This is a genomic window from Streptomyces sp. DSM 15324 (assembly GCF_001514285.1).
Taxonomy (GTDB): domain Bacteria; phylum Actinomycetota; class Actinomycetes; order Streptomycetales; family Streptomycetaceae; genus Streptomyces.
Genome location: NZ_KQ949030.1, coordinates 426,309 through 447,927, shown reverse-complemented (window position 1 = coordinate 447,927; position 21,619 = coordinate 426,309). Strand labels below are relative to the sequence as shown.

At 70.9% G+C, this 21,619-nt stretch carries 16 protein-coding genes and 2 pseudogenes; 12 read left to right on the top strand and 6 right to left on the bottom strand.

Annotated elements, in window-relative coordinates; all coding sequences use genetic code 11:
- Positions 1-32 precede the first annotated feature (32 nt).
- The 6 genes and pseudogenes from AQJ58_RS26070 to AQJ58_RS26045 all read left to right on the top strand — a co-directional run bounded on the left by AQJ58_RS26070 (position 33) and on the right by AQJ58_RS26045 (position 6,449).
- Positions 33-1,277 carry an MFS transporter gene (locus tag AQJ58_RS26070; protein ID WP_067254171.1) on the top strand — a complete coding sequence of 415 codons (1,245 nt, stop codon included), beginning with the start codon at positions 33-35 and terminating at the stop codon, positions 1,275-1,277.
- Between the two features lie 37 nt (positions 1,278-1,314).
- Complete coding sequence (locus tag AQJ58_RS26065) at positions 1,315-1,596, top strand: hypothetical protein (RefSeq protein WP_234360299.1); 282 nt, start codon at positions 1,315-1,317, stop codon at positions 1,594-1,596.
- Positions 1,597-1,760: 164 nt separating this feature from the next.
- A pseudogene (locus AQJ58_RS26060) lies at positions 1,761-2,645 on the top strand (ABC transporter permease); the annotation flags it as partial.
- Between the two features lie 301 nt (positions 2,646-2,946).
- A pseudogene (locus AQJ58_RS41535) lies at positions 2,947-3,301 on the top strand (phosphoesterase); the annotation flags it as partial.
- Between the two features lie 99 nt (positions 3,302-3,400).
- A complete protein-coding gene (locus AQJ58_RS26050) occupies positions 3,401-4,426 on the top strand; it encodes a helix-turn-helix domain-containing protein (protein WP_067254162.1) in 1,026 nt (341 codons plus the stop codon).
- Between the two features lie 1,366 nt (positions 4,427-5,792).
- On the top strand, positions 5,793-6,449 hold the full coding sequence (locus AQJ58_RS26045) for a hypothetical protein (protein WP_234360298.1): 657 nt from the start codon (positions 5,793-5,795) through the stop codon (positions 6,447-6,449).
- A 189-nt stretch (positions 6,450-6,638) separates the two neighbouring features.
- On the opposite strand, the gene AQJ58_RS26040 is transcribed toward AQJ58_RS26045, so the two are convergent.
- The gene (locus AQJ58_RS26040; RefSeq protein WP_067254158.1) at positions 6,639-9,167 is read right to left on the bottom strand and encodes a glycoside hydrolase family 32 protein; all 2,529 of its coding nucleotides are present in this window, start codon (positions 9,165-9,167) and stop codon (positions 6,639-6,641) included.
- A 424-nt stretch (positions 9,168-9,591) separates the two neighbouring features.
- Between AQJ58_RS26040 and AQJ58_RS26035 the strand changes: the two genes are divergently transcribed.
- The 4 genes from AQJ58_RS26035 (at position 9,592) to AQJ58_RS45725 (ending at position 15,046) form a co-directional block, all read left to right on the top strand.
- Positions 9,592-10,137, top strand: coding sequence for a GNAT family N-acetyltransferase (locus AQJ58_RS26035; protein ID WP_067254155.1), 546 nt, complete (start codon positions 9,592-9,594; stop codon positions 10,135-10,137).
- Positions 10,138-10,358: 221 nt separating this feature from the next.
- Positions 10,359-11,999: a hypothetical protein gene (locus AQJ58_RS26030; RefSeq protein ID WP_159056339.1), complete on the top strand. Its 1,641-nt coding sequence runs from the start codon at positions 10,359-10,361 to the stop codon at positions 11,997-11,999.
- A 297-nt stretch (positions 12,000-12,296) separates the two neighbouring features.
- Positions 12,297-14,198 carry a WD40 repeat domain-containing protein gene (locus AQJ58_RS26025; RefSeq protein ID WP_234360297.1) on the top strand — a complete coding sequence of 634 codons (1,902 nt, stop codon included), beginning with the start codon at positions 12,297-12,299 and terminating at the stop codon, positions 14,196-14,198.
- Between the two features lie 437 nt (positions 14,199-14,635).
- Positions 14,636-15,046 carry a hypothetical protein gene (locus AQJ58_RS45725; protein WP_159056338.1) on the top strand — a complete coding sequence of 137 codons (411 nt, stop codon included), beginning with the start codon at positions 14,636-14,638 and terminating at the stop codon, positions 15,044-15,046.
- 115 nt (positions 15,047-15,161) lie between these two features.
- Here the strand turns inward: AQJ58_RS45725 and AQJ58_RS26015 are convergent, their stop codons facing one another.
- A complete protein-coding gene (locus AQJ58_RS26015) occupies positions 15,162-15,941 on the bottom strand; it encodes a hypothetical protein (RefSeq protein WP_067254146.1) in 780 nt (259 codons plus the stop codon).
- A 155-nt stretch (positions 15,942-16,096) separates the two neighbouring features.
- A protein-coding gene (locus AQJ58_RS41520) for an IS5 family transposase (protein WP_099053913.1) occupies positions 16,097-17,004 on the bottom strand; the annotation gives its coding sequence in 2 pieces (ribosomal slippage) (positions 16,097-16,659 and positions 16,659-17,004; 909 coding nt in all).
- Between the two features lie 97 nt (positions 17,005-17,101).
- Between AQJ58_RS41520 and AQJ58_RS26000 the strand changes: the two genes are divergently transcribed.
- Both AQJ58_RS26000 and arr read left to right on the top strand, forming a co-directional pair.
- The gene (locus AQJ58_RS26000; RefSeq protein ID WP_067254144.1) at positions 17,102-17,521 is read left to right on the top strand and encodes a nuclear transport factor 2 family protein; all 420 of its coding nucleotides are present in this window, start codon (positions 17,102-17,104) and stop codon (positions 17,519-17,521) included.
- Between the two features lie 151 nt (positions 17,522-17,672).
- The gene (gene arr, locus AQJ58_RS25995) at positions 17,673-18,083 is read left to right on the top strand and encodes an NAD(+)--rifampin ADP-ribosyltransferase (protein ID WP_067254141.1); all 411 of its coding nucleotides are present in this window, start codon (positions 17,673-17,675) and stop codon (positions 18,081-18,083) included.
- A 120-nt stretch (positions 18,084-18,203) separates the two neighbouring features.
- On the opposite strand, the gene AQJ58_RS25990 is transcribed toward arr, so the two are convergent.
- From AQJ58_RS25990 to AQJ58_RS25980, 3 genes are all read right to left on the bottom strand, one after another.
- Positions 18,204-19,181, bottom strand: coding sequence for a hypothetical protein (locus AQJ58_RS25990; protein WP_067254137.1), 978 nt, complete (start codon positions 19,179-19,181; stop codon positions 18,204-18,206).
- A gap of 509 nt (positions 19,182-19,690) precedes the next feature.
- The gene (locus AQJ58_RS25985) at positions 19,691-20,353 is read right to left on the bottom strand and encodes a response regulator (RefSeq protein ID WP_067254135.1); all 663 of its coding nucleotides are present in this window, start codon (positions 20,351-20,353) and stop codon (positions 19,691-19,693) included.
- Positions 20,350-21,471 (bottom strand): sensor histidine kinase, encoded by a 1,122-nt coding sequence (locus AQJ58_RS25980; protein ID WP_067254294.1) that lies wholly within the window; start codon positions 21,469-21,471, stop codon positions 20,350-20,352. The genes AQJ58_RS25985 and AQJ58_RS25980 overlap by 4 nt, the downstream gene beginning before the upstream one ends.
- Positions 21,472-21,619 lie beyond the last annotated feature (148 nt).

Here is a 21,619-nt window from a genome sequence, read left to right as displayed (position 1 = left end):
GGGCCGAACGTCCTGACTGATACGGTCCGATCATGCCGCGCCTCCTGGAAGTCCCCGGGTACGTCCGCTTCTGGACCGCCTCCGCGGTGTCCGCCTTCGGCTCCCAGGTCACAGGCCTGGCCCTCCAGGTCCTCACAGCCGTGGCCCTGGGCGCGTCCGCCACGGAGGTGGGTGTCGTCAGCGCCGCCCGCTGGCTGCCGTACCTTCTCTTCGGACTCGTGGCCGGCGTGCTGGTGGACCGCTGCCGGCGCAAACCGCTGATGGTCGGCACGGATCTCGGACGGGCGGTCGTGCTCGGTGCGATCCCCGTGCTGTACGCGCTGGACCGGCTCAGCATCCCGGGGGTGTGCGCGTGCGTCTTCGCCGTCGGGGTGCTGTCCCTGCTGTTCGAGGCGGCGCATCAGTCGTACGTGCCGCGACTGGTCCCCGAAGACCTGCTCAACCCGGCCTACGCCCGGATGGAACAGGCCGGCGCGGTGGCGGGCTCGACCGGCCCGCTCGTCGCCGGAGCGCTGATCAAGGTCATGGGGGCGCCGCTGGCCGTGCTGGTGGACGCCCTCACCTATCTGCTGTCGGGGCTGTTCCTCGCCTCGGTGAAGGCGCCCGACCCGGTTCCCGACCGGGGTGCGCGGCGCAGTGTGGGCAGCGAGCTGCGCGAGGGGGTGGCCTGGGTCTACCGGCATCGAACCCTGGCGTCCATCGCCCTGACCTCGCACGCGATGCTCCTGTTCAACAGCATGGTGAGCACGGTCTTCGTGGTCTTCGCCCTGCACCAGCTGAGGATCGGGAGCTTCGGCCTGGGGGTCACCTACGCCTGCGCCGGCGTCGGCGCCGTACTGGGCGGCGCGCTCTCCGGCCGGATCCTGCGCAGCCTGGAGGTCGGCGCCACCCTGATCGTCTTCCGGGTGGTCGCCGCGGTCGGCTGGCTGCCGCTGGTCCTGGCCCAGAGCGGACCGTGGGCCCTCGCCTCAGTGGCGTTCGCCTACTTCACCGTCTCGCTGGCGATCGGCATCGAGAGCCCGGTGGAGATGAGCTACCGGCAGTCGGTGACGCCCGACCGGCTGCGCGGACGGATGAACGCGACGATCCGCTCGATGAACTGGGGCATGGTCGCGGTCGGCGCCCCCCTCGGCGGCATCCTCGCCGACCGGATGGGCCATCGCTTCGCCCTGGTGACCGCACTGGTGGGAGCGGTCGCCCAGGCGCTCGCGCTGGCCGTGTCGCCCACCCGACGGGCTCGGGCCGACAACGCCCCTGTAGAACAGGTGAGTTGCTGATTTCCCCGGCGTGCCCCGCCCGTTTATGATCTTGGTCGTGACTGTGCAGAATTCTGACAAGACGCTCTCCCGCAAGCAGAGGCTCCAGGAGAAGCAGCGCCGCCAGCTCTCGGTGGTCGACATGGTGGACAAGGCCGAGGCCAAGGTCCGCAAGGCGGAGTCCGAGCTGGCCGTGGCGGTCGCCGAGGCGGTACAGGTGTTCGGCGACGAGAAGTCCGCGTCCGAGGGGCTCGACATGGCGCCCGAGGCGATCCGGCGCTTCCTGCGCATGGCCCAGGAGGAGACCGCGAAGAACGAGGAGTCCGCAGAGGAGGCCTGACCCGCAGTGCCTCGGTCACCGCGTCCTTCGCCCGGTGCGTAGGGGACACCGGCCGTCGACGCCGCCTCCGCCCGGTTCCGGGTCCATGCGCGGCCGGTAGTGCGCCGACTGCGCGTGGACCCGGGACGACGGCGACCGGTCAAGCTGTCGCCCCCGCATGTGCCTGCGCCGTCGCCCCGACCCTCGCCCTGGCCTCGATCGGACTGCTCGGGTCGGTCGCGCTCGGGCGCTCCCCGACGGGGCTGCTGCTGCCCCCGCTCCTCGCTCTCGGCACGTCGGTCGCCCAGATGCTGCCGCTGCCGCTGCCGCTGCCGCTGCCGCTGCCGCTGCCGCTGCCCGTCGCGGTGCGGCTCGCCCTGCCCGGCTACGCCTTCGTCTCGCGGAACGGCCTGTTCACCGGTCCGCCGCAGCTCCGCCCGCTCCTGATCGCCGTCGCGGTCAGCCTGGTGTGGGCGCTGGTCGCGACCGCGCTCGCCCGACTGCTTTTCCTGCGGCGCGACTTCACCAACCCGGCCTACGACGGCTCGGGGCGCCGCGCGCTCACCCTCGGGCTGCTGCCGCTCGCCGGACTGACCGCCCTCACCGTCGCGGTGGTCACCCTGGTGACCCCGTCGGCCGGCTCCGGCATCGAGCAGGACAAGGTCCAGCGCTCCCTCGCCACGGCCTTCGCCCACCTCTACCGCTTGCAGACGGCCCAGCTCCACCGTCCGGCCGTCACCGAGGACCGGTTGCGGGCCACGGCGGCGTGCGCCAAGAGCGACGGGCAGGGCGCCCAGGAGGGCGCGGGCAACGACTGGCGGTGCGTCGTCACCTGGCATCTGCCCGGCGTGCCCGTCGCGGGGACCGCCGTCTACCAGCTCGACATCGGCTCCGACGGGCGGTTCGTGGCGGACGGCGACGGACCGAAGGAAGTGAACGGCTACTTCCTGGTGCGTACTTCGACCGGAGACGCCCCGAACCCCCTGTGGCAGTTCGACGGCAACGTCGAGCTGCTGGACACCACCTCGAAGGGACAGTTCCATGCAGGTAACACGGCAGCGCCGGGTTGACGAGACGCAGCGGGTCACCCTCTTCGGCAGACGCCTCGGCCGCCGGACCACGCTGGTCACGGCAGGCATCGCCGTCGCGCTCGGGGTCACCGGCACCGCGGTCGCCTCGACCTACCGGTTCGGCACCCAGCAGGTCGGTCAGGTCACCTCCCGCGGCCAGGTGGTCTCCGCCGACCAGTACATCAAGCCCTACGGCACCCGCTCCGTCATCGACGACGGCAAGATCATGTCGTCGACGGTCAGCCCGGACGGCACCCGTCTCGCGGCCTCCCTCGCCGACGGCGACGCCTGCCTCGTCATCACGCCGTTCACGGCGGTTCCCAACCGGACCTCGCTGACCCTCGGCGTGAGCCCCCAGCCCTCCTGCGGCGCGGACACCCCGGCGGCCCAGAACCCCGCGGCGGCGCCCGCGCCGACCTCCGTCACCGTCCCCGGCGGCTCAGCGCAAGCTCGCGGCGCGGTGGAAGACCTGGGCCTCGCACCAGAGGCTGACCGGCCCGAAGGCGGTGCCCGACTACGCGAACCCGGCCCAGATGAACCGCTACACCTGGTACCAGACCCACGGCTGGACCAAGCCGTACCCCGGCGACACCGAGGTCTACGCGCCGGACGACGTACCGGTCGCCTACCTCCCGTCCCCGGAGTCCGACGGCTGAGCGGCCGGGTGCCCCGCGCAGCAGGCGAGCTGCGCGTGCAAGGATGTCGAAGGGGAGCACAGGACGGGGAAACGCTCAGGGAAAGCGGAGTTGGGCGGGATGATCGGCACGGTGTTCCGGACGGAGGACGTACCTTCCTCCGAAAGGTTCGACCATTGGCGGGAGATGGTCGGCCGGATGCGGTCGCCCAGTGACATCACCAGTGCGCACGCGGCCGACTTCTGGGCCGAGAGCCGCGTGATGGAACTGGGCTCCGTGACCGTGTGGCCGACGTCGTTCCTGCCGACGCGTTACCGGCGCAGCCCGAAACTGGTGCGCCAGTCCGACCCCGAGCTGTACCACCTCACGCTGCTGATCGACGGCGGCCTGGCCCTCGACCACGCGGGGCGCAACGACGCGTTCGGCCCCCGTGATCTGCACCTGACCGACAGCTCCCTGCCGTACGACCTGTGCCCCTACGGCACCCGATCAGCGGACGGCACCGGGTCGGCGGACGGCACCGGGCCACGGGTCGTGACGGGCGTGGGCGTCGACCTGCCCAAGGCGCTCCTCCCGCTGCCGCCGCACCGGGTACGGGAGTTGCTGGGCCGAGGCCTGCCGGCACGGGAGGGGTTCGGCGCCCTCCTCGCGGACTTCCTGATCAGCCTGGAGCGGCAGGCCGACACCCTCCCGCCGTCGGACGCACCGCGCCTGGGCGGGGTCGTACTGGACCTGGTGTCGGCCTGGTGCGCCCAGGTCCTCGACGCCGAGGCCGACTTGGAGCCGGAGTCCCGCCGGCAGGTCCTCGTGCGACGCATCCAGGCCTTCATCCGGCAGAACCTGCACGATCCGGACCTCACCCCTCCGGTGATCGCCGCCGCGCACCACATCTCCCTCAGCTATCTGCACCGGATCTTCCCGCAGCAGACGCAGGGCGACACCGTCGCCGCCTGGATCCGCGGCCGCAGGCTGGAGGGTGCCGCCCGCGACCTGGCTAACCCCTCGGCGTGCTCCCTGCCGATCCACGCCGTCGCCGCCCGCTGGGGCATCTCCCGCGCCTCCGACTTCACCCGCGCCTTCCGCGCCGCGTACGGGCTCTCTCCCACGGAGTACCGCCACCAGGCACTGACGGGGGGAGGGGAGTAGCGCGGTCCCGGGTGCGGCACTTCACCGGTGCGGGCGGCGACCTCCTCCGGTGCGACGGCCCCGTCCGCGGAGAAACCTTTCGCACCGGCGAAGGTCTCGGGCCTGAGCGCCTCGCCGCCGGCCCACACCTGCGGAGTGCCGCCCAGCGCCGGGAGGCGGTAGATGACGCCGTGCACGGAGTCGGTGACGTAGATCCTGCGGGTGCGTTCGTCGAGAGCGAGCCCGTTGGGCAGGCCGTCGGCGGGGAGCGCGGCGATGCGGTGCGGGCGCCCGCCGGGACGCACCGCCCAGACGCCGGTGAGTTCAGGAGTGCCGGTGGCGTAGGTGACGTAGAAGGTGCCGTCGTGGGCGCGGGCGATGTCGCCGACGAACGCCTCACCCAGGTTGGGTGTGGCCGCCCGCGCGGGGGCCGGCAGGGTGGCCACGACGTGCGTCCGGCCGTCCGCGGTGAGCCGGACGACCCGCGCGACGACGCATCGGGGCGGAAACGGCGGGACCCAACTCAGTTCACCGAGGGCTACCCCGTTCTTGCCCGCCGATTCACGAGGGCCACCCCCGCGCCTGCGGGGACGGCCCCTGTGGTGCACCGGCCCACCGGATCAACGGCGGCCGCGCAACTTCCGTACCAGCTCCTGAGCCTGAGCGCGGCGGCGTGGATCCGCCGCCGACCGGCGTACCTGCTCGATCGTGCGCCGGCCCTGCGGACTTCTCACGAACTGTTTGATGCGTGCGACAACTCCGGCCACGCCGCTCCCTCCGCCTGGGTGCTCCGCTGTTGTAAGGCACCTCGTGTCCTCGGCTACCCGGTGACTGTCCGTTCATCCATGTCCCGCCGGTCCGGGCCACGCTTTCGCCGGACAGCTCGCCGGGCGGATGGAGAGCGGCTGTGGGCTGCCCGGCCCGCCGCCCTGGCCGAACACGACCCCTGCCATCCTTCCGGCTCAGCGCTCGCATGGCCGATTCCCACCCGGAGCTCATGCATGTGCACGGGACCACCTGGCTGACTTGGGCCGAGCTGAGCACGACGGACTGGCAGGAGACCGACGCCTCAGGCACGCGAACGCGCGCCTCGGCCGCGGGGGACGACACCGACTGGGGCCGCGTATGAAGCGTGATGCGCATTCTCAGCCAGGTTTACGGAGCCGCGAACGTACGCCTCGTCGTCTGGTTCCACTGACTCGCGGCTGATCACCCCCGAGCACACCACCACCGCCACGTCCTGACCAGCACGGTCGACGTCTTCGGCACCGCCCACTGGCTGCTTGCCGAACGCGCTCCGCAGCCCCGCGTCGACCTCCTGCCCTTCGACGCGCTGGTCGTTTCCGTCGATCCGTACGGCAACGTCGAACTCACCGAACTGAGCTGCGTGCCAGCCCGCCGACCGCACCTTGACCGCCTGCCCGACGGCGGATTCGTCGTCGCCGCGTCCCGAGCCCGAGGGCACGAGGACGCGAACCAGGTCCAGATCTTCGACGTGCTCGGCCGCGAGACCTCGTCCTTCTCCGTCGGGGACGCCGTCGAGCACCTGCTCGTAGACGAGTCCGGCCATATCTGGGTCGGACACTTCGACGAGAACCCGGCCGGCATCCGCCGCTGGAGCGCCACGGGCCGGCTCGCCTGGACCTCGGACGGCGCCGCCATCCCGGGACTCTTCGACTGCTACGCCCTGAACGTGTCCGGCACCGTGGCCTGGGCCTGCCCGTACCCGGACTTCCCGCTCGTCGAGATACGCCCCGACCACCCTGATCGGCCGGTGAGGGTGTGGGCGAACCGCGTACGGGGCTCCCATGCCGTGGCTGTCCACGGCGAGCGGGTCGCCTTCTACGGCGGCTACGGCGAGGAGCAAGACCGTCTCGCCCACGGGAAGATCACCGCTACATCGGTCGAGCCAACGGATGTCGGCCTGCTGACCCTGCCCGATGGCTCTGCCCCCGGCCGCCGGCGTGTCGTCGGGCGAGGAAGCCGGATCTACGTCCAGACCGAGCCGTTCACCACATGGGGGGTGTTCGACCTCAGCAGCTGATACCCCGCACTCGTCCGAGGACAGTCCCGCCAGGAGCGTGCTCGACGCCGCCGCCCCTACCGCCCCGCCCACCGCAGATGCCGGTCCAGCAACGCGCTTCCGGCGTGGGCGATGCCGTAGGGGATGCTCACCACGCCCGTGCCCGGCCGGGCGCCCGGGCCCCTGAGCGCCCTCCGCTCAGCCGGCGCGTCAGTCGTGGGCGGAGTCGAGGTGCCAGACCGTGGCCTTGTGCAGCTTCACCGAGCCGTTCTCGGCGAAGACCTGGACCCCCTGGCCGGCGGGGTCGGGGAAGATCTGGTCGGTGATCACGGCTTCGCCGCTGCCGCCGAAGACCTCGACCGACGACCGGTCCACCAGGATCCGCAGCTTGATCTTGCCGTTCGCCGCCTTCAGAGGCGCGGTCTGGATGCCGGGGAAGGTGCTGGCGAAGTCCACGGCGCCGGAGTGGGTGCGGTCGACGTACAGCTCCTGGGTCGTGGTGTCGTAGCCGATGACGGTCTCCTGGCCCGAGGCGCCGGTGCGTACCTTCAGCCCGAAGCGTTCGGCGTTTCCGGGGGCGAACGTGGCCTCGATGTCGAGCGCCTCGCCCTCGGCGTCGGGACCGGCCAGGGCCTTCGACGTGTTCGTGACGGTGCCCGCGGGCGCGGTCGCCGGGGCGGCACGCCGCAGCGACTTCACGCTGCGCACCGGCTCGCTGGTCAGCCGGATGCGGCCGTCGACGGTGCGCAGCGCCATCTGGCGGGGGATGCTCTGCGCTCCGCGCCAGGAGGAGGTGGGGATGGTGCCGGCGTAGTCCCAGTTGTTCATCCAGCCGATCATGTACCGCTTGCCGCCGGGGGCGTTCTCCCAGGAGACGGCCGCGTAGTAGTCCTTGCCGTAGTCGGCCCAGCCGGCGCGTCGCAGGGCGGAGAGAGCGGGGGAGCCGGCGGCGGTGAACTGGTCGGCGAGGATGTGGCCCCAGCCGCCGGTGTTCATGTCGACGAGCTGGATCTGCGCCGTCTTGCCGAGGTAGGGGCGCGTGTCGAACGAGGCCCAGTCCAGCGTCTCGCTGTCGGAGCCGGTCGCGGTGCGAACGACCTGGCCGTCGACGACCAGATTGACGGCCGTCTCCTCAGCCCCGGGCCGGGCCTGGATGTCGGACAGCAGGATCTGGTCGGCGTTGATGTGGCCCCAGCCGCCGGTGTTGTCGTCGACCACCCTGATCCGCGCCTTCCTTCCGGCGAGGTCATGGAGGTCCCAGGAGGCCGTCTCGAGTGCCTCGGCGTCCTTTCCGGTGGCGCTGCGCACGACCTGGCCGTCGACGAGGAGTTCGAGGGCGGTGGGGTTCGGAGAGTCGGCGGGGTGGTTGCCCCCGCCGATGAGGAAGGTGAGGTAGCGCCTGTCGACGGTGAACTCGGGCGAGGTGAGGGTGCCGGTGGCGGCGTCGCCGTCGAGGAAGGTGTTGACCAGGCCGCTGCCCTGGAAGCCGTGGACCTGCTGCTGGCCGGGAAGGGTGCCGGCGGCCGGTGCCGGACCGAAGGCGTCGCCGGTCGCCGTCCAGTCGCCGTAGGTGCCGCCGTCGAAGTCGGCGAGGAGCTTCCCGGGCTGGTGCGGGTGCCGGCCGCCACCGATCTTGAAGTTCAGGTAGGGGCTGTTCACGGTGAACGAGGGCGAGGTGAGGCTGCCGGTGGTGGCGTCCCCGGAGTGGAAGCCGTTGGCGAGGCCCTTGCCCTCGAAGCCGGTGACCGTCTGCTGCCCGTCGAGCGTCCCGGCCGCCGGGCCGGGGCCGAACGCGGTGCCGGTGGCTGTCCACGAACCGAAGTCGGGGCCCTCGAAGTCCTGCAGGACCGTTCCGGCGGGCGGAGTGGAGGTGCCGTTGTCCTCGGCGGTGAACTTCGTGCCGTCGAAGTCGCCGATGAAGTACTGGGCTGCCGAACCGCCAGCGATTCCACCAGGGTTGATGTTGACGACCAGGACCCACTTGACGTTGTCGGTGTCTCCGTCGACGGCGAGGGGGAACAGGTCGGGGCACTCCCACACACCGCCCGTCGCGCCGGCCGGGCCGAACTCGCTGAGCAGTGTCCAGTCCTTGAGGTTCTTGGAGGAGTAGAACCGCACCTTGTGCTCGGCGGACAGGGAGACCGTCATGAGCCAGCTCTTCGTCGGCGCGTACCACTGGACCTTGGGGTCGCGGAAGTCCCTCGAACCGATGTCGACGACCGGATTGCCGCGGTACTTGGTCCAGGTGCGGCCTCGGTCGGTGCTGTAGGCGAGTGCCTGGGACTGGATCCCGGTGGTTTTGTCGTGGCCGGTGTAGATCGCCACCATGGGCGGGTTCTTCTTGGTCCCGAAACCGGTGGTGTTCTTCTCGTCGACCACGGCGCTGCCGGAGAAGACCATCTCCTTGTCGTCGTGCGACAGGGCGAGCGGCAGCTGCTGCCAGTGGACGAGGTCCGGACTCACCGCGTGGCCCCAGGACATGTCGCCCCATGAGCTGCCGTCGGGGTTGTACTGGTAGAAGAGGTGGTACTCGCCCTTGTAGTACACGAGGCCGTTGGGGTCGTTCATCCAGTTCTTCTCCGGAGTGAAGTGGAACTGGGGACGATAGGTCTCGGAATACGGCGGGGCCTCGGACGCGGCTGCCTGAGGGGCTGTCAGGGCGGCGGACAGGGCGCAGAAGACCGCCGCCACGGCGGTCGTTCGCACACGGACATGCCGGGCTTCACGTCCAGAGCTCAAGGTGTCTCCTGTCCTGTGACCGTCCGCGCGGCACAGCCCACGGCGGACGGCCCGAAATGTGACGTCCTGGCCCGCGATGTCCTCCGTGCCCGCCGGCCAGAAATGTCATCGATGACTTGTGTCAACGCTGACATCGAGTGGCCCGATGATGTGCGCCATCCGGCCGACGCGTCAACGGTTCGGACGGGAATCGTCCGGCCAGGCTCGCCCGCGAGTCGGACGTCATCGGCTGCGGCGAACGACACCAGTTGCTCGATCCACGACGGCTGGGGCCGGGGACCGAGCAGGTCAGAGCCGCTACCCGCGGCGGCGAACCGGCAGGTTTCCGCGAGGAGTCTCCCGCTCCCGCCGTGTCGACGACCCAGGCGCCACCACCGGCACAATCCAGGTGGGTCCCGGCGCACCCTTTGGGTAGTGTCGGGCAATGCCCGAGTTGCAGCGGCTGCATGCCGGCCATGCCCCGGCGGTCCTGGCCTTCGAGCTGGCGAACCGCGCCTACTTCGCTGCCTCGGTCCCCGACCGCGGCGACGACTTCTTCGACCGGTTCACCGACCGGTACAACGCTCTGCTGGCTGAGCAGGAGGACGGCATCTGCGCCTTCCATGTGCTCGTGGCCGAGGACGGCTCGGTGCTCGGGAGGTTCAACCTGGTCGACATCGAAGACAGCGCCGCCGAGCTCGGCTACCGAGTCGCGCAGCACGCCGCCGGCCGAGGCGTGGCGACCGCAACCGTGCGGGAGCTGTGCCAACTGGCGGCGGTAGAGTACCGGTTGCGCAGGCTGCGAGCGGCCACTGACCGTCAGAATGCCGTATCACAAAGGGTTCTGACCAAAGCCGGGTTCGTCCCCGTAGGCCCCGCCGACCCGGCCCACCTCGGCGGTAAGTCAGGCACCTGGTATCAGCGCGATCTGGCGCACGCGCACGCCGCCTCGCCGGGGGACCGACCACTGGACGGCCGTGGCCACTTCTGATCACCCGACGCCGACCTCTACCACGCGGTGGCCGTGGCCTTGGCCGTGCTGATCGGCGCGGCCTGCGGCTGCTCGGTCGGCGACCGGTGCGTGGCGCTCTCGGCGGTCGGGATCAGCCGGCGCGGACGGCACCGACGGTGATGACGAAGATACTGGCGTAGGTAACCGAGGGGGCACCAGGTATGTCAGAGGGGTTGGCCCAGTGGGGGCCGGAGCTTTTCATGACGCGGGCGTGGGAGCGGCGTCGCGGCCTGATGCCCGAGGACGGCGCGGCCGGGGACGTCGCGCGAGGGGGGTTCGAGCCCTGCCTGCTGGCCCTGCTGCGGTTGTCGGTGGGGACGGGTTCCGGCGCCGAGGTCACCCGTGGCCGGTTGCCGAGGGCGCTCGCCCGCACCGGCCACCTGGCCCGCGCGGCCGAGCTGGTGTGCACGATCACCGACGAACTCGACCAGGGTGAGGAGCTTCTCGGGCTGGTGAAGGCAGCGGCGGCCGCCGGAGACCTGTGCGGGGCTCAGGCACTGGCCGAGTCGATTCCCCTACGGCAGCTGCGGGACCAGGCACTCGTCGCCCTCGTGCCGGAGTGGGCCCGTGCCGGTGAGCGCGACAGGGCCGTCGCCGTGGCGCAGGAGATCCGTTACCCGCACAACTGGGGGAGGGCCTGGGCTCTGTTGGCCAAGGCGGTGGTGGACACAGGCGACATCGACGAAGCGCTCGGCTTCGCCGCCCGCGCCGAGGACGAGGTGAGTTCCTACGCCGTCGACGGGACGGAACAGGTGCTCGCCCTCTTGGTGGAGGTGGCCTTCGCCACCGGCGACCACGAGCGGGCCGCCGTACTCGCCGACCGTGTCGAGGAGATGACCCTGCTCCGCGGCCCGACGGCATGGTCCAAGCCACGGTCGCTCGCGAGGGTGCTGGCCCGCGAGGTGCTCGACGGAGACCTCGACCGGCTCGACGCTCTCCTGCGTCCGCCCTCCGGGCCTGCCGTGGGGGAAGGCGGCGCTCTGTGCGGGTGGGTGCTCGGCGAGGAGGCCGCCCAGGACACGGTCGGGGAAGCCGGACAGGCGGGGCCGGGTCTGCGTCCGGGGCTGCGTCCGGGGCGGGACGAGTCCGGCGGCCAGGGGATGGACCTGGACGGGGGGAATCTGGACGAGTCCGTCGTCAGCTTGCTCTCCGCAGGGGCCCTGCTCGGGGCCTCGGGCCTGGCGTGTGTGCTGGATGCGGTCGCCGAGAGCGCCGACCAGGCCGTGGGCCTGGCCCTGGCCGAGCGGGCCGAGACCCTGCTGGAGACCGGTGATGGCCGTGATCACGACATTCTGCTGAGGTCCGTGACGCTCTTGCTGGCCCGGCAGGGGTGTGCCGAGCGGGCGATGGCTCTCGCTGACGGGCTGGATCCCGAGCTGCGCGGGGGGCGGCAGGCGGATGTCGTCGCTCACCTGGCCCGTTCCGGTGACACGGCCGGGGCGGAGGCTCTCGCGTACGCGATCGGCGACCGCCGGGCACAGGACAGGGCGCTGGTCGAAGTGGTACGGGAGCTGGCGCGGCGCGGCGACACGGGCCGCGCCGAGGCGCTCGTCCACTCGATCGACGACCGCTGGGCCCAGGGCGAGGCGTTGGTGGCGGTCGCCCGTGAGACGGCCCGACACGGCGATCCGGCCCGGGCCGAGACACTCACCCGCTCGATCGCCTACCGCGCGAGCCGAGCCCGCGCGTTGGTTTCACTCGTGGAGCTGTCCGAGCCGTCGCGCGCCCGCAGGCTTGCCGCGCAGGCCGTGGCGCTGGACGGTTGGGCCCCCGTTCTGGAGGCCTTGGAGCGGATCGCGCCGCGTTCGGTGGCGTTGGTCGTCGACGAGCTGACGAGCTGACGACTGACGAGTCGACGAGCTGCCCACTGACGAGTTGACGAGCTGCCCACTGACGCGTTGACGAGTTGACGAGTTGAGCATCGGGCTCGGACACCGGGGCGCCGTCTGATTGTCAGTGCCGGCTGCGAGACTCGTTCCATGATTCCTAAGCTGTCATTGCACAGCCCTCGGTGGCGTGACCTCGCCGGAGTGACGGCGCAGGAGGTGCAGGCCCTCCTGGAGCAGTTTGCCTCCGCGGCCGCCACCGGGAGCGGCGACGCATGGAGGCAGGGGTGGACGCGCCTGTGCGGAGGCCTCATGGATGAGGGGATCGTCTCCGACGGCGCATACGCGGCCCTGCCGCACCTCGTCGAGGCGGCGGCGACCCTGCCTCCGGGTCAGACCGTGGACTTCTGGGTGGACCTGGGATTCATCGTGACCGCCGATCACCGGCCGCCTGTCCCGGCCGATCTCGAGGCGGGGTTCGGCGCCGCACTGCGGCTGGCCGAGCGGGCGGCCGTCCGAAGTCTTCTTGCCGCCGACACTCCCGCGCAGGTCTGCGCCCACCTCGCGCTTTCCTGCGTGGCCTTCGCCGGTCACTACGCAGGCGAAGCGCTGGGGCAGCTGCTGGATCCCCGCGAAAACGGCCTTCTGCTGGTGTGTCCCTGGTGCGAGAGCGACACCGAGATCCCCGAGTTCTTCGTCGTAGACCCGGCGAGTCCGCCCTTCGAGGCTCCGGCACCGCCTGATCCCGCCCTGGTCCGGCAGGGCGGCCATCCCTGGGCCGAGGTCGCCGCGGCCTTGCAGGAGGAGGCCCTGCCGGAGGAGATATTGGGGGAGGGGTGGGAGCCTTTCCTGCGGGTGGCACGCGAGGTCGCGCTGGCAGGGGTGTCCCCGGACATCACGGGACAGGCCGTCCTGTGCCTGGTCGGCGGCCTGGTCGCGGTGAGGGGCGTCCCGCAACGGGACGCGCGGGAGTCGGCCCGCCAACTGATGTGCCTCAGCGGACACTTCCGCTGCTGGGACTGCGAGCGGACGTGGACGATCGCCGACGGCCTGGCGGCTGATCCCGACGGTGCGGGCCCTGAGCGCTCCGCGACGCAGGCGTGGACGGACTCCGACGGGGCGGCTGCCACGGCGGAGCCGGCGGCGCCGACGGCGCCCGGAGGAACAGGCAGGGCGGCGACCCGGTTCCGGCAGGACGGAGACAGGGTGCTCGCGGCCGACGGCACACCCTGGGGCCGTACCGCGGTGTTCTCCGATGGCGCACGCGGTTCGTCCGGGGGTGTCAACGCCCTGGCGGTGGTGTCCCTCCCCGGTCGGCCCGCGCTCGTGGCCGGCGCCGGGGACCAGGGCGTGGTGCGGCTGTGGGACGTGGTCGACGGCCGCCTCGTCCATGACCTGCTGCCGGAGCATCCGGACCGTATCCGCTCGATGACGTCCCTGCCCTTGCCCGACGGGCGCGTCCTCCTGGCGAGTGGCGGCGACAAAGGGACGATCGCCCTGTGGGACCCCGCCACCGGGCAGCCGGTTCGCGAACCGGCCGGCGAATGGCCCGGCGGGGTGACCGGGATGTGTGCCGCGACCGTCCCCGACGGCCGTACGTTGCTCGTCACCGCCACGCCCCGAGGCGCGGTCCGGCTCTGGGACCCGGACACCGGCGAGTGCGTCGGGCGCCTCAACCCCTACGGCAGTCCGATCCAGTCGATCGCCGCCGTCCCGCTCTCCGCCGCCCGCACGTTGATCGCGGCGTCGGACACCGCGGGCCGCGTTCACGTGTGGGATCCCGCCGTCGACGACCCCTGGGAATCGGGCGCGGCCGTACAGTTGAACGCCCGCGCGCTCGCCGACGCCGACCACCGTGCGGCAGCCGTGGCGGCCGTTCCCACCCCCGACCGAACCGTGCTGGCCACAGCAGACCACCAGGGCGTGGTCATGCTGTGGGACCTCACCACCGGTGCCCCGATCGGTAGTGGTCTGCCCGCCTCCACCGGCACCGCAGGCCCGCCGGTCATCACCGGCACCACCCTGCACGGCGGTCGCACGATTCTGGTGGCCGGAACCCGCCACGGCCACCGACTGCGCGTCTGGGAACCGGAGAGCGGCGAGGTGGGGCACATCGCGCTGGACGTGGCGCTCACCTGTCTGGCCACCGCGGGTGCGGACCTGATCGTCGGACACGACCGCGGAGTCCTCAGCCTCCCGCTCACCAGACAGTGAACGCGTTCCGCCGCGAGTCCAGCCCCTCCCACGGCCCGTTCCCGGGAAGGGGCTCGCCCGTCACACCGGAGCATCGGAGGTGAGTCGGTCAGCAGCCGGGGATGCCGGGACCCGGGTCGGCGCCGACGTTCACGTTGCGGTCGTGGTGCCATGGATGAGGGCGACCGCGAAGGGGCCGCTGCGCCCTCCTTCAACCGCCCCTGGGCGGTCAAGCAGGGCTGGTCGGGCTTCAGTTCGGGCGGTTGCACGGCGCCGACCACGACAGCCGCGAAGACTGCTGAGGCCGCGAAGACCGCTGAGGCCGCAGGGGCCGCGGGGGCCGCGGGGGCCGCGGGGGAAGGCCCGCCGCCCGGACGTCGGCGGGCGTCGACGCCGTGGATCTCTCCCGTCCCACCCTGCACACGACGGGTGTGGTGGGCCCGGGTGACCGTTCCATCGTGGCGGTCTTCACCCTGCACCCCAGCGGAACGTCGTACGGCACGGCGTACACGGACATCGGCCGGCTGACCCGTTCACTGAACGTCCCCGGCGCCTCCCGCCCCGCCGGTACGTGGATCGGTACCTGGGGCAGCGGGGTCCGCGTCCGGACCCAGACGACGACCGACTCCGGGACGCTCACCATGCTGCCTGCCGGAGTCGAGGTACTCGTCGGCTGCCAGAAGCGCGGCCAGCAGGTCAGTCAACCACCCTACGTCAACGACTGGTGGGCTCAACTGCTGCAGTACGGCGACTACATGACCAACATCTATCTCAGCGTGCCGGAGAACCAGGCTGCCTGGGGTACCGATCTGCTGAACGAACGGGGGGATCGCCGAGCCGCTCGACGACACCCCCAGGGGCGGCGGTGAGCGCGGTCGTCTTGGTCACGTGCACCTCGGCCCGAGCACAGAATCAGACGAAGGCCGCCCTCACGTCCGGTGAATCCCCAGGTGAAGACACTTGCTGGTGGGCTTCTGCTCTCCCTCAGCCCTGCGGAACCTCTTTCGTGCCGTTGCCCCCCAAGTCCACGGCGTGTGCCTCGCGGAGTTCCTCGGCGACTTCGTGTGCCCGAGCCGGGTCGTAGACCGTCTTCGTTCCGTCCCTGTGCGTCGCGGCGCCCCGGGGCGTGTACTGGTAACTGCGGATCCCGTGGCGGACAGCCAGCTGGTCGACGGCGCTCACGGGTACGTGCCACAGGGCAGACAGGTCCGAAGGAGTCCACCACTCGTCCGGGCACTGGAAGTCCCGGTCGACCTCCGTCCGGTGTTCCATCACTGCCTGGGTCGAGCCGAGTTGGCCCGCCAACCAGTCGAGCAGGGCTTCCGTGCCGACCTGGGACAAGGGCGCGTGGAGTGCCGGTTCGCAGTCCACCGTCGCTCCATGCGGCGTCTGCAACACCACCCTGATCGACTTTCGCCGACCCAGTCTGAGCCGCTCGACCACGACGACGCGCTGTAGATCAGCTACGGCCACGGTGGACGAACGAAGAAAGCGGGCGACCACGATCTGCGTCGCACGGCCCGCAGGGCGGAACTCGATCCACCGCACCATCGTGGTCGACGTCGTGACCGTCAACGCCAGGACGAGCACGGCCACGGACAGGACTGTCAGCCCGAGAACCACCCAGACGATGGCCCAGACCAGCGCGGACGCGGTGAGTACGGCGACCAGCAGGGTCACCACCAGGAGGGGGGCCGCGATCCACAGCGGGACCACGACGCTCGCGCCGAGCGCGACACCGATCTCCCGGAACCGACTTGGCACGAATATCAGTCGCCCACCCGCTGCCGTTGTCGAGACACTGCCCGCTAAGGACGGGTCCGGGTTTCGTGTGGCCATGTTTCAAATGTACGTTTCGGCCGTGAAATGCGTAAGGGGTACGGCGGAGGCCGCGGAAATGGCACATGGCCTTGCCGCGGCTAGGGCCTGTCTGACAAATGATCTTGTCCGGGTTCGCGGAGCCAGAGGATGAGTGCCGCGAGACGGAGTCCGGCCCGGTAACGGGCGGCGAGTTTGTCGAAGCGTGTGGCGATGGCGCGGAACTGTTTGAGCCGGTTGAAGCAGCGTTCGACGACATTGCGGGCCTTGTAGAGCTCACGGTCGAAGGCAGGCGGTCTACCGCCAGCCCGGCCACGCCGTATCCGGTTGGCCTTCTGGTCGGCCCGCTCCGGGATCACCGCCCGGATGCCCCGGCGCCGCAGCGTCTGGCGGATCGCCCGTGACGAATACGCCTTGTCCGCGATGACCGCGTCGGGCCTGCGGCGCGGCCGACCGACGCCGGTCCGGGGCACTCGCACCGCGTCCAGGACCGCGCCGAAGGCAGTGGAGTCGTTGACGTTGCCCGGCGTGACGAGGAGGGCCAGGGGCAGACCCCGGCCGTCGCAGGCGAGGTGGACCTTGGTGGTCAGCCCGCCGCGGGACCGGCCGAGCGCCTGACCAGCCTGTGCGCGTTCCGGATCTTCCAGTTCGTCCCCCGCTGCCGCCCCTTTTTGCGTGCGCCGGCTGCGTGCTGGTGGGCCCGATTGATCGTGGAGTCGACCGAGACCGTCCACTCCACCGCCCCGACGGAGTCGTCACGGACCTGGACCTCCTCGAGCAGGCAGGCCCACGTGCCGTCCGCCTCCCAGCGGGCGAACCGTTCATAGACCGTCTGCCACGGTCCGAAGCGTTCCGGCAGGTCACGCCACGGAGCACCTGTCCGCAACCGCCACAACACCCCGTTGATCACCTGCCGGTGATCCCGCCATGGACGACCCCGCCCGTCAACACCCGGCAACAGCGGCGCTATCCGTTCCCACGCCGCATCCGTCAGCTCTCCACGACCCACCACAAGATCAATTATCAGGCAGTGCCAGGGCCCGTCGCTGCTGAAGGCCGCCCCGGCTGCCGAGGGTCCGCCAGTTGCAACCGGGCATCATGTCGCCATGATCCAAAACGACCAGCACGCGTCCGAGGCGCTCCAGCAGCATCCGGACGTCACCGAGGCGATTATCCGGGAGCAACGCCTTCACGACCCCTCCGTCCGCCTCTCCGGCTTCCTCGCCGAAGCCCTCTTCGGCCCCGATTTCATCGAGGTGGGTGCCTCCGGGCGGCGGTGGACGCACGCGGAGATGGTCGCCGCCCTGCCCACACTCCACGGCGGCGCCGAAAACAGCACCCCCATCACCGCAGAGCACTTCGAGGGCACAGTCCTCGCCCCCGGGATCATCCACCTCACCTACGAGACCCGCATCGAGGACCGGCACGCCCGCCGTTCGTCGATCTGGCGCCGCGACGCCGCCGGGGAATTCCGGCTCTACTACCACCAGGCCACGCCGGTGCCGGACGGGACAGCCCGGCCATAAGGTCCGACCTGGCACCTGCCTGTCCCTTCCCGTCGGGTCCGGCCGCCCGGCCTGATCCGACGGGAATTGTCAGACAGGCCCTAGTGAATGTGGGTGTCCGAGCCGTAGTGGTAGATCGCCGTCAAACCGGCGTGCTTGGTAATCTGCCCTGATGGACAAGGTGTTGGACGAAGGGCCGTTCTTTCACGGCACAAAGGCTGACCTGCGCGTCGGAGATCACCTCACTGCCGGTTTCCGTTCCAACTACCGGCCGGAAATCGTGATGAACCACATCTACTTCACCGCATTGCGCGACGGCGCGGGACTCGCCGCCGAGCTCGCCGCCGGCGATGGGGCCCCGCGCGTGTATGTCGTCGAACCGACCGGGGAGTTCGAGAACGATCCCAACGTCACGGACAAGAAGTTCCCCGGCAATCCCACCCGCTCCTATCGCAGCAGGGATCCGCTCCGGATCGTCGGCGAGGTCACCGACTGGACGCGACAAACACCCGAAGCTCTCCGGATGTGGCGGGACCGGCTGGCCGCGATCCGTCTGGACGAGCGCGCCGAGATCATCAACTGACGAGGTTGACGAAGCCTTCGGCCTGGCGCCAGACCCCTGAGCGCCGGCCAAAGGTACAGCCCGAGTAGAGGTCAGCGCCGTAGGGAGCGCGTGTCCGGGGTGACCGGCTGAACGGCGGCCTCAGGACGGCAGTTGCTCTGCGCCGGCCCGCAGCTCCTGTCCCCAGGAGGTCACCAGGGCGTGAGGAAGAGCCTGGGTGAGCAGGCCACGCAGCCAGCCGCCGCAGTCGGCGGCAAGAGGAATGTCGCCGGCGCGTAGGGCATCCATGCCCAGGGCCAGCAGGAGCCCTCCCCAATGTTCGGCGTGGTCGCCGAGGCCGTAGCGCAGTTCGCCGTGGCCGGAGGCCACCGAATAGCACATGTGGATCTCTCGGCCGGTCAGGCGCCAGCCGTCCCTGGCTGTGCCTGTGGCATCGCCGAGGGCGTGGGACACGGCTCGCGCGGCGTCGGGCAGGAAGCCGAGGTGACTACCGCGCAAGGTGGGCGACCAGCGGTCCTCCTTGCGGCCGCCGTCCACGGTCAGTGCCGCGGCGAGATCGGTCGCCCAACGCTGATCCGCAGCACCAGTGGCATGCAGGGCCTCCGCCAGGGTGTGGGGACCAGGGTGCTCCAGGTACTCGGCCACGGCCCAGGAGGCCTCGCGCAGAGTGTCCTGCGGAGCCAGCCGGGAGAGCACCGCGGCATCCAGCAGGCCGCCGGTGGGCTGCCCCGTACGCTGCAGGACCGCGGCCCGGCGGCCGAGGAGCTGGGAAGCGGGATCGGTCAGGCCGTTACCGGCGAGGAACTCGGCAAAGAGGCGGCCCACGTCGAAGGCCGCGTCCGCCAGCTTGCGGCGTCCCTGGCGGTGATGGAGGAGCATGGCCCGGCCCGCGCAGTCCACCAGGGTGGCGAGCCCCGTGACGGCATCGGCGCCGCGGCCCATGGCACGCGCGTTGTCGTTGTACAGGCGGACCGCCTGGTCGTAGGCGGCTACGGCGAGTTCGGCATCGCCGCTCCTGTACTGTGCCCGGCCGAGGACGGCGGCGCTCCGGGCCAGGGCGTACCAGTCGTCGTACGAGGCGTCCACGGCGTCATTGGCCTGGTCCACGGCGCTGAGCACGGCCCCCCTCCGCAGAGTGGCAAGCGGTTCAGTGCCAGGCTGCTTGTCGAGCGGATCGTAGGTGGAAGGGGGCTTTGCTGAAGTCGTCCCCGATGTGCGGGAGTCGTGCCGGTCTCCCCGTCGCCAGAACGCCATGCCTTGTTCCCCCTCCGCGACTTTTTCGCGATGCAACAAGCCTGCGCTGACGGCATGTTCGCATGGTGGTATGCCCTCAGCAAGGCGTGGTCGGCTCGCGTCCGGACGGGTGAGGTCAGCGTCCGTCCCGACACCGTCCTGCCGTCCGGCTCTGGCAGCGACACGCTCGGCCCCGGATGCGACGGTCCTCTCATGCTCCTCGCCAGGACCGACAGAGGCCAGGGCACACAGGCCGCCACCCGGCTCGCGCGACGGCTCGGTGTCGGCAAGGGTGTCAAGGCGGTACGGGCGCCTCAGCCGACCCAGGATCCCCGCCCAGGTAGGTCGTAGCTTCGCCGAAGGCACCGGCATCCCGGCCTCGACGGTCCCGCACGTCAGTCGGGGTGAATGAGGCGGCTTTCGTAGGCGAAGACCACAGCCTGTGCGCGGTCGCGCAGTTCGAGCTTTTGAAGGATCCGTCCCAGGTGGGACTTCACGGTGGCCTCCGCAAGGTACAGCGTGGCCGCGATCTCCGTGTTGGACAGGCCGCGGGCCACCTGGACGAGTACCTGGCGCTCGCGGGCGGTCAGCCGTTGCAGACGTTCCTCCCGCTGACCGCTGCCGCCGCCGGGAATGTGGGCGGCGAAGTGCTCCAGCAGGCGGCGGGTGACCCGGGGGGAGACCACCGCGTCTCCTGCGGCGACATTACGAACGGCGGTGAGAAGGTCCTCGGGCCGTGTGTTCTTCAGCAGGAAGCCCGACGCGCCGGCCCTGAGTCCGGCGAACGCGTATTCGTCCAGGTCGAACGTGGTGAGGATGAGCACTCTGCTCTGCGGCGAGACGCGGATGATCCGTCGGGTCGCCTCGATACCGTCCACTCCGGGCATACGGACGTCCATGAGTACGACATCGGGGCGCAGTCGCCGGGAGAGACGGACGGCTTCGTCGCCGTCCGCAGCCTCGCCGACCGGTTGCATGTCCGGCTGGGCGTCCAGCACCGTGGTGAAGGCCATGCGCAGGAGTGCCTCGTCGTCGGCGAGCAGGACGCGGATCGTCATACGGACGCGTCCGCGCCGCCGCCGAGTTCCAGGCGGGTGCGCACTCGCCAGCCGCCACCCGGGAGCGCTCCGGCGTGCAGTGTCCCGCCATAGGCGCTCGCTCGCTCGCGCATGCCGGCGATGCCGTGCCCGGACGGGGCGCCGACAGGTCGCGGGGGTCCGTCGTCGGTGACGTCCACCGTGACGGTCTCGGCCAGGCACTGTATCCGGACCTCCGCGTGGGTGCCGGAGGGTGTGTGTTTGAGGGTGTTGGTCAAGGCTTCCTGCACCAGGCGATAAACGGTCAGTTGTGCCGTGGAGGGCACGGACGTGTGATCGCCCTCCACCTCCAGGCGGGTCGGCAGCCCCGCCGCGCGCATCTGGTCGGCCAGAGCCTCCAACTGGGCGATGCCGGGCGGTGGATGACGCTCCGCGTCCGGTTCACCCGCCCGCAGAATACCCAGCGCGCGCCGCATGTCGGTCAGAGCCTGCCGGCCCGTCTCGGATATCTGCGGCAGCACGGCGGACGACTTGTCGGCCGACCGGGCGTAGGCGGCGGAGTCCGCCAGCGCGACCATGACGGAAAGGTTGTGGGTGACGATGTCGTGCAGCTCGCGGGTGATGCGAGCCCTTTCCTCAGCCACTGCCAGCCGCGCCCGCTGGTCCTGTTCGACTTCCAGGTGAGCCGCCCGCTCCCGGAGGGCGCGCATGTTCGCTCCGAGGGCGGCGGCAGCGGCAGCCAACGCGTTCAACGTGAGGACGGTGATCGCGAAGCGGCCATCGGCCGCCCAGCGCAGGCAGGCCAGCACGATGCCGCACTCCAGGACGGCGCAGGCCAAGAGCAGGTGGCGACGGGCCGAGTGCGCTGCCACCGTGTACAGGGCCACCAGCAGAGCACTGTCCGCCGGCAGCTGAAAGCCCAGCAGCCACTGGGCGAACGCCGCGGCAGCCACGGCACAGAACACCGCCCAGGGAGCGTGGCGTCGCCAGACCAGAGGCAGCAGGAGCATGCCGCTGACCGCCACCGGCCCCGGCTTTCCGGCCAGCGCCGACAGCGGCGCCATGAACAGCAGGGACGCCAGTAGAGAGTCCCACGCCCAGGGTGCGAGCCGGGAACCGGCGCGCAGCACGGCGTTCACCAGCCGCACGGACCGGAACGCGGCAGCGAACCGGGCGCGTCGCATCGCCTGTCGGCGCCCGCCAGGCCGGCCCCGGGGGTTTTCGGTCCCGGGGCAGGCCGTCACCTCGACCACCATCGCTTCCCTCACCCGTCTCGCGGTTTCCGTA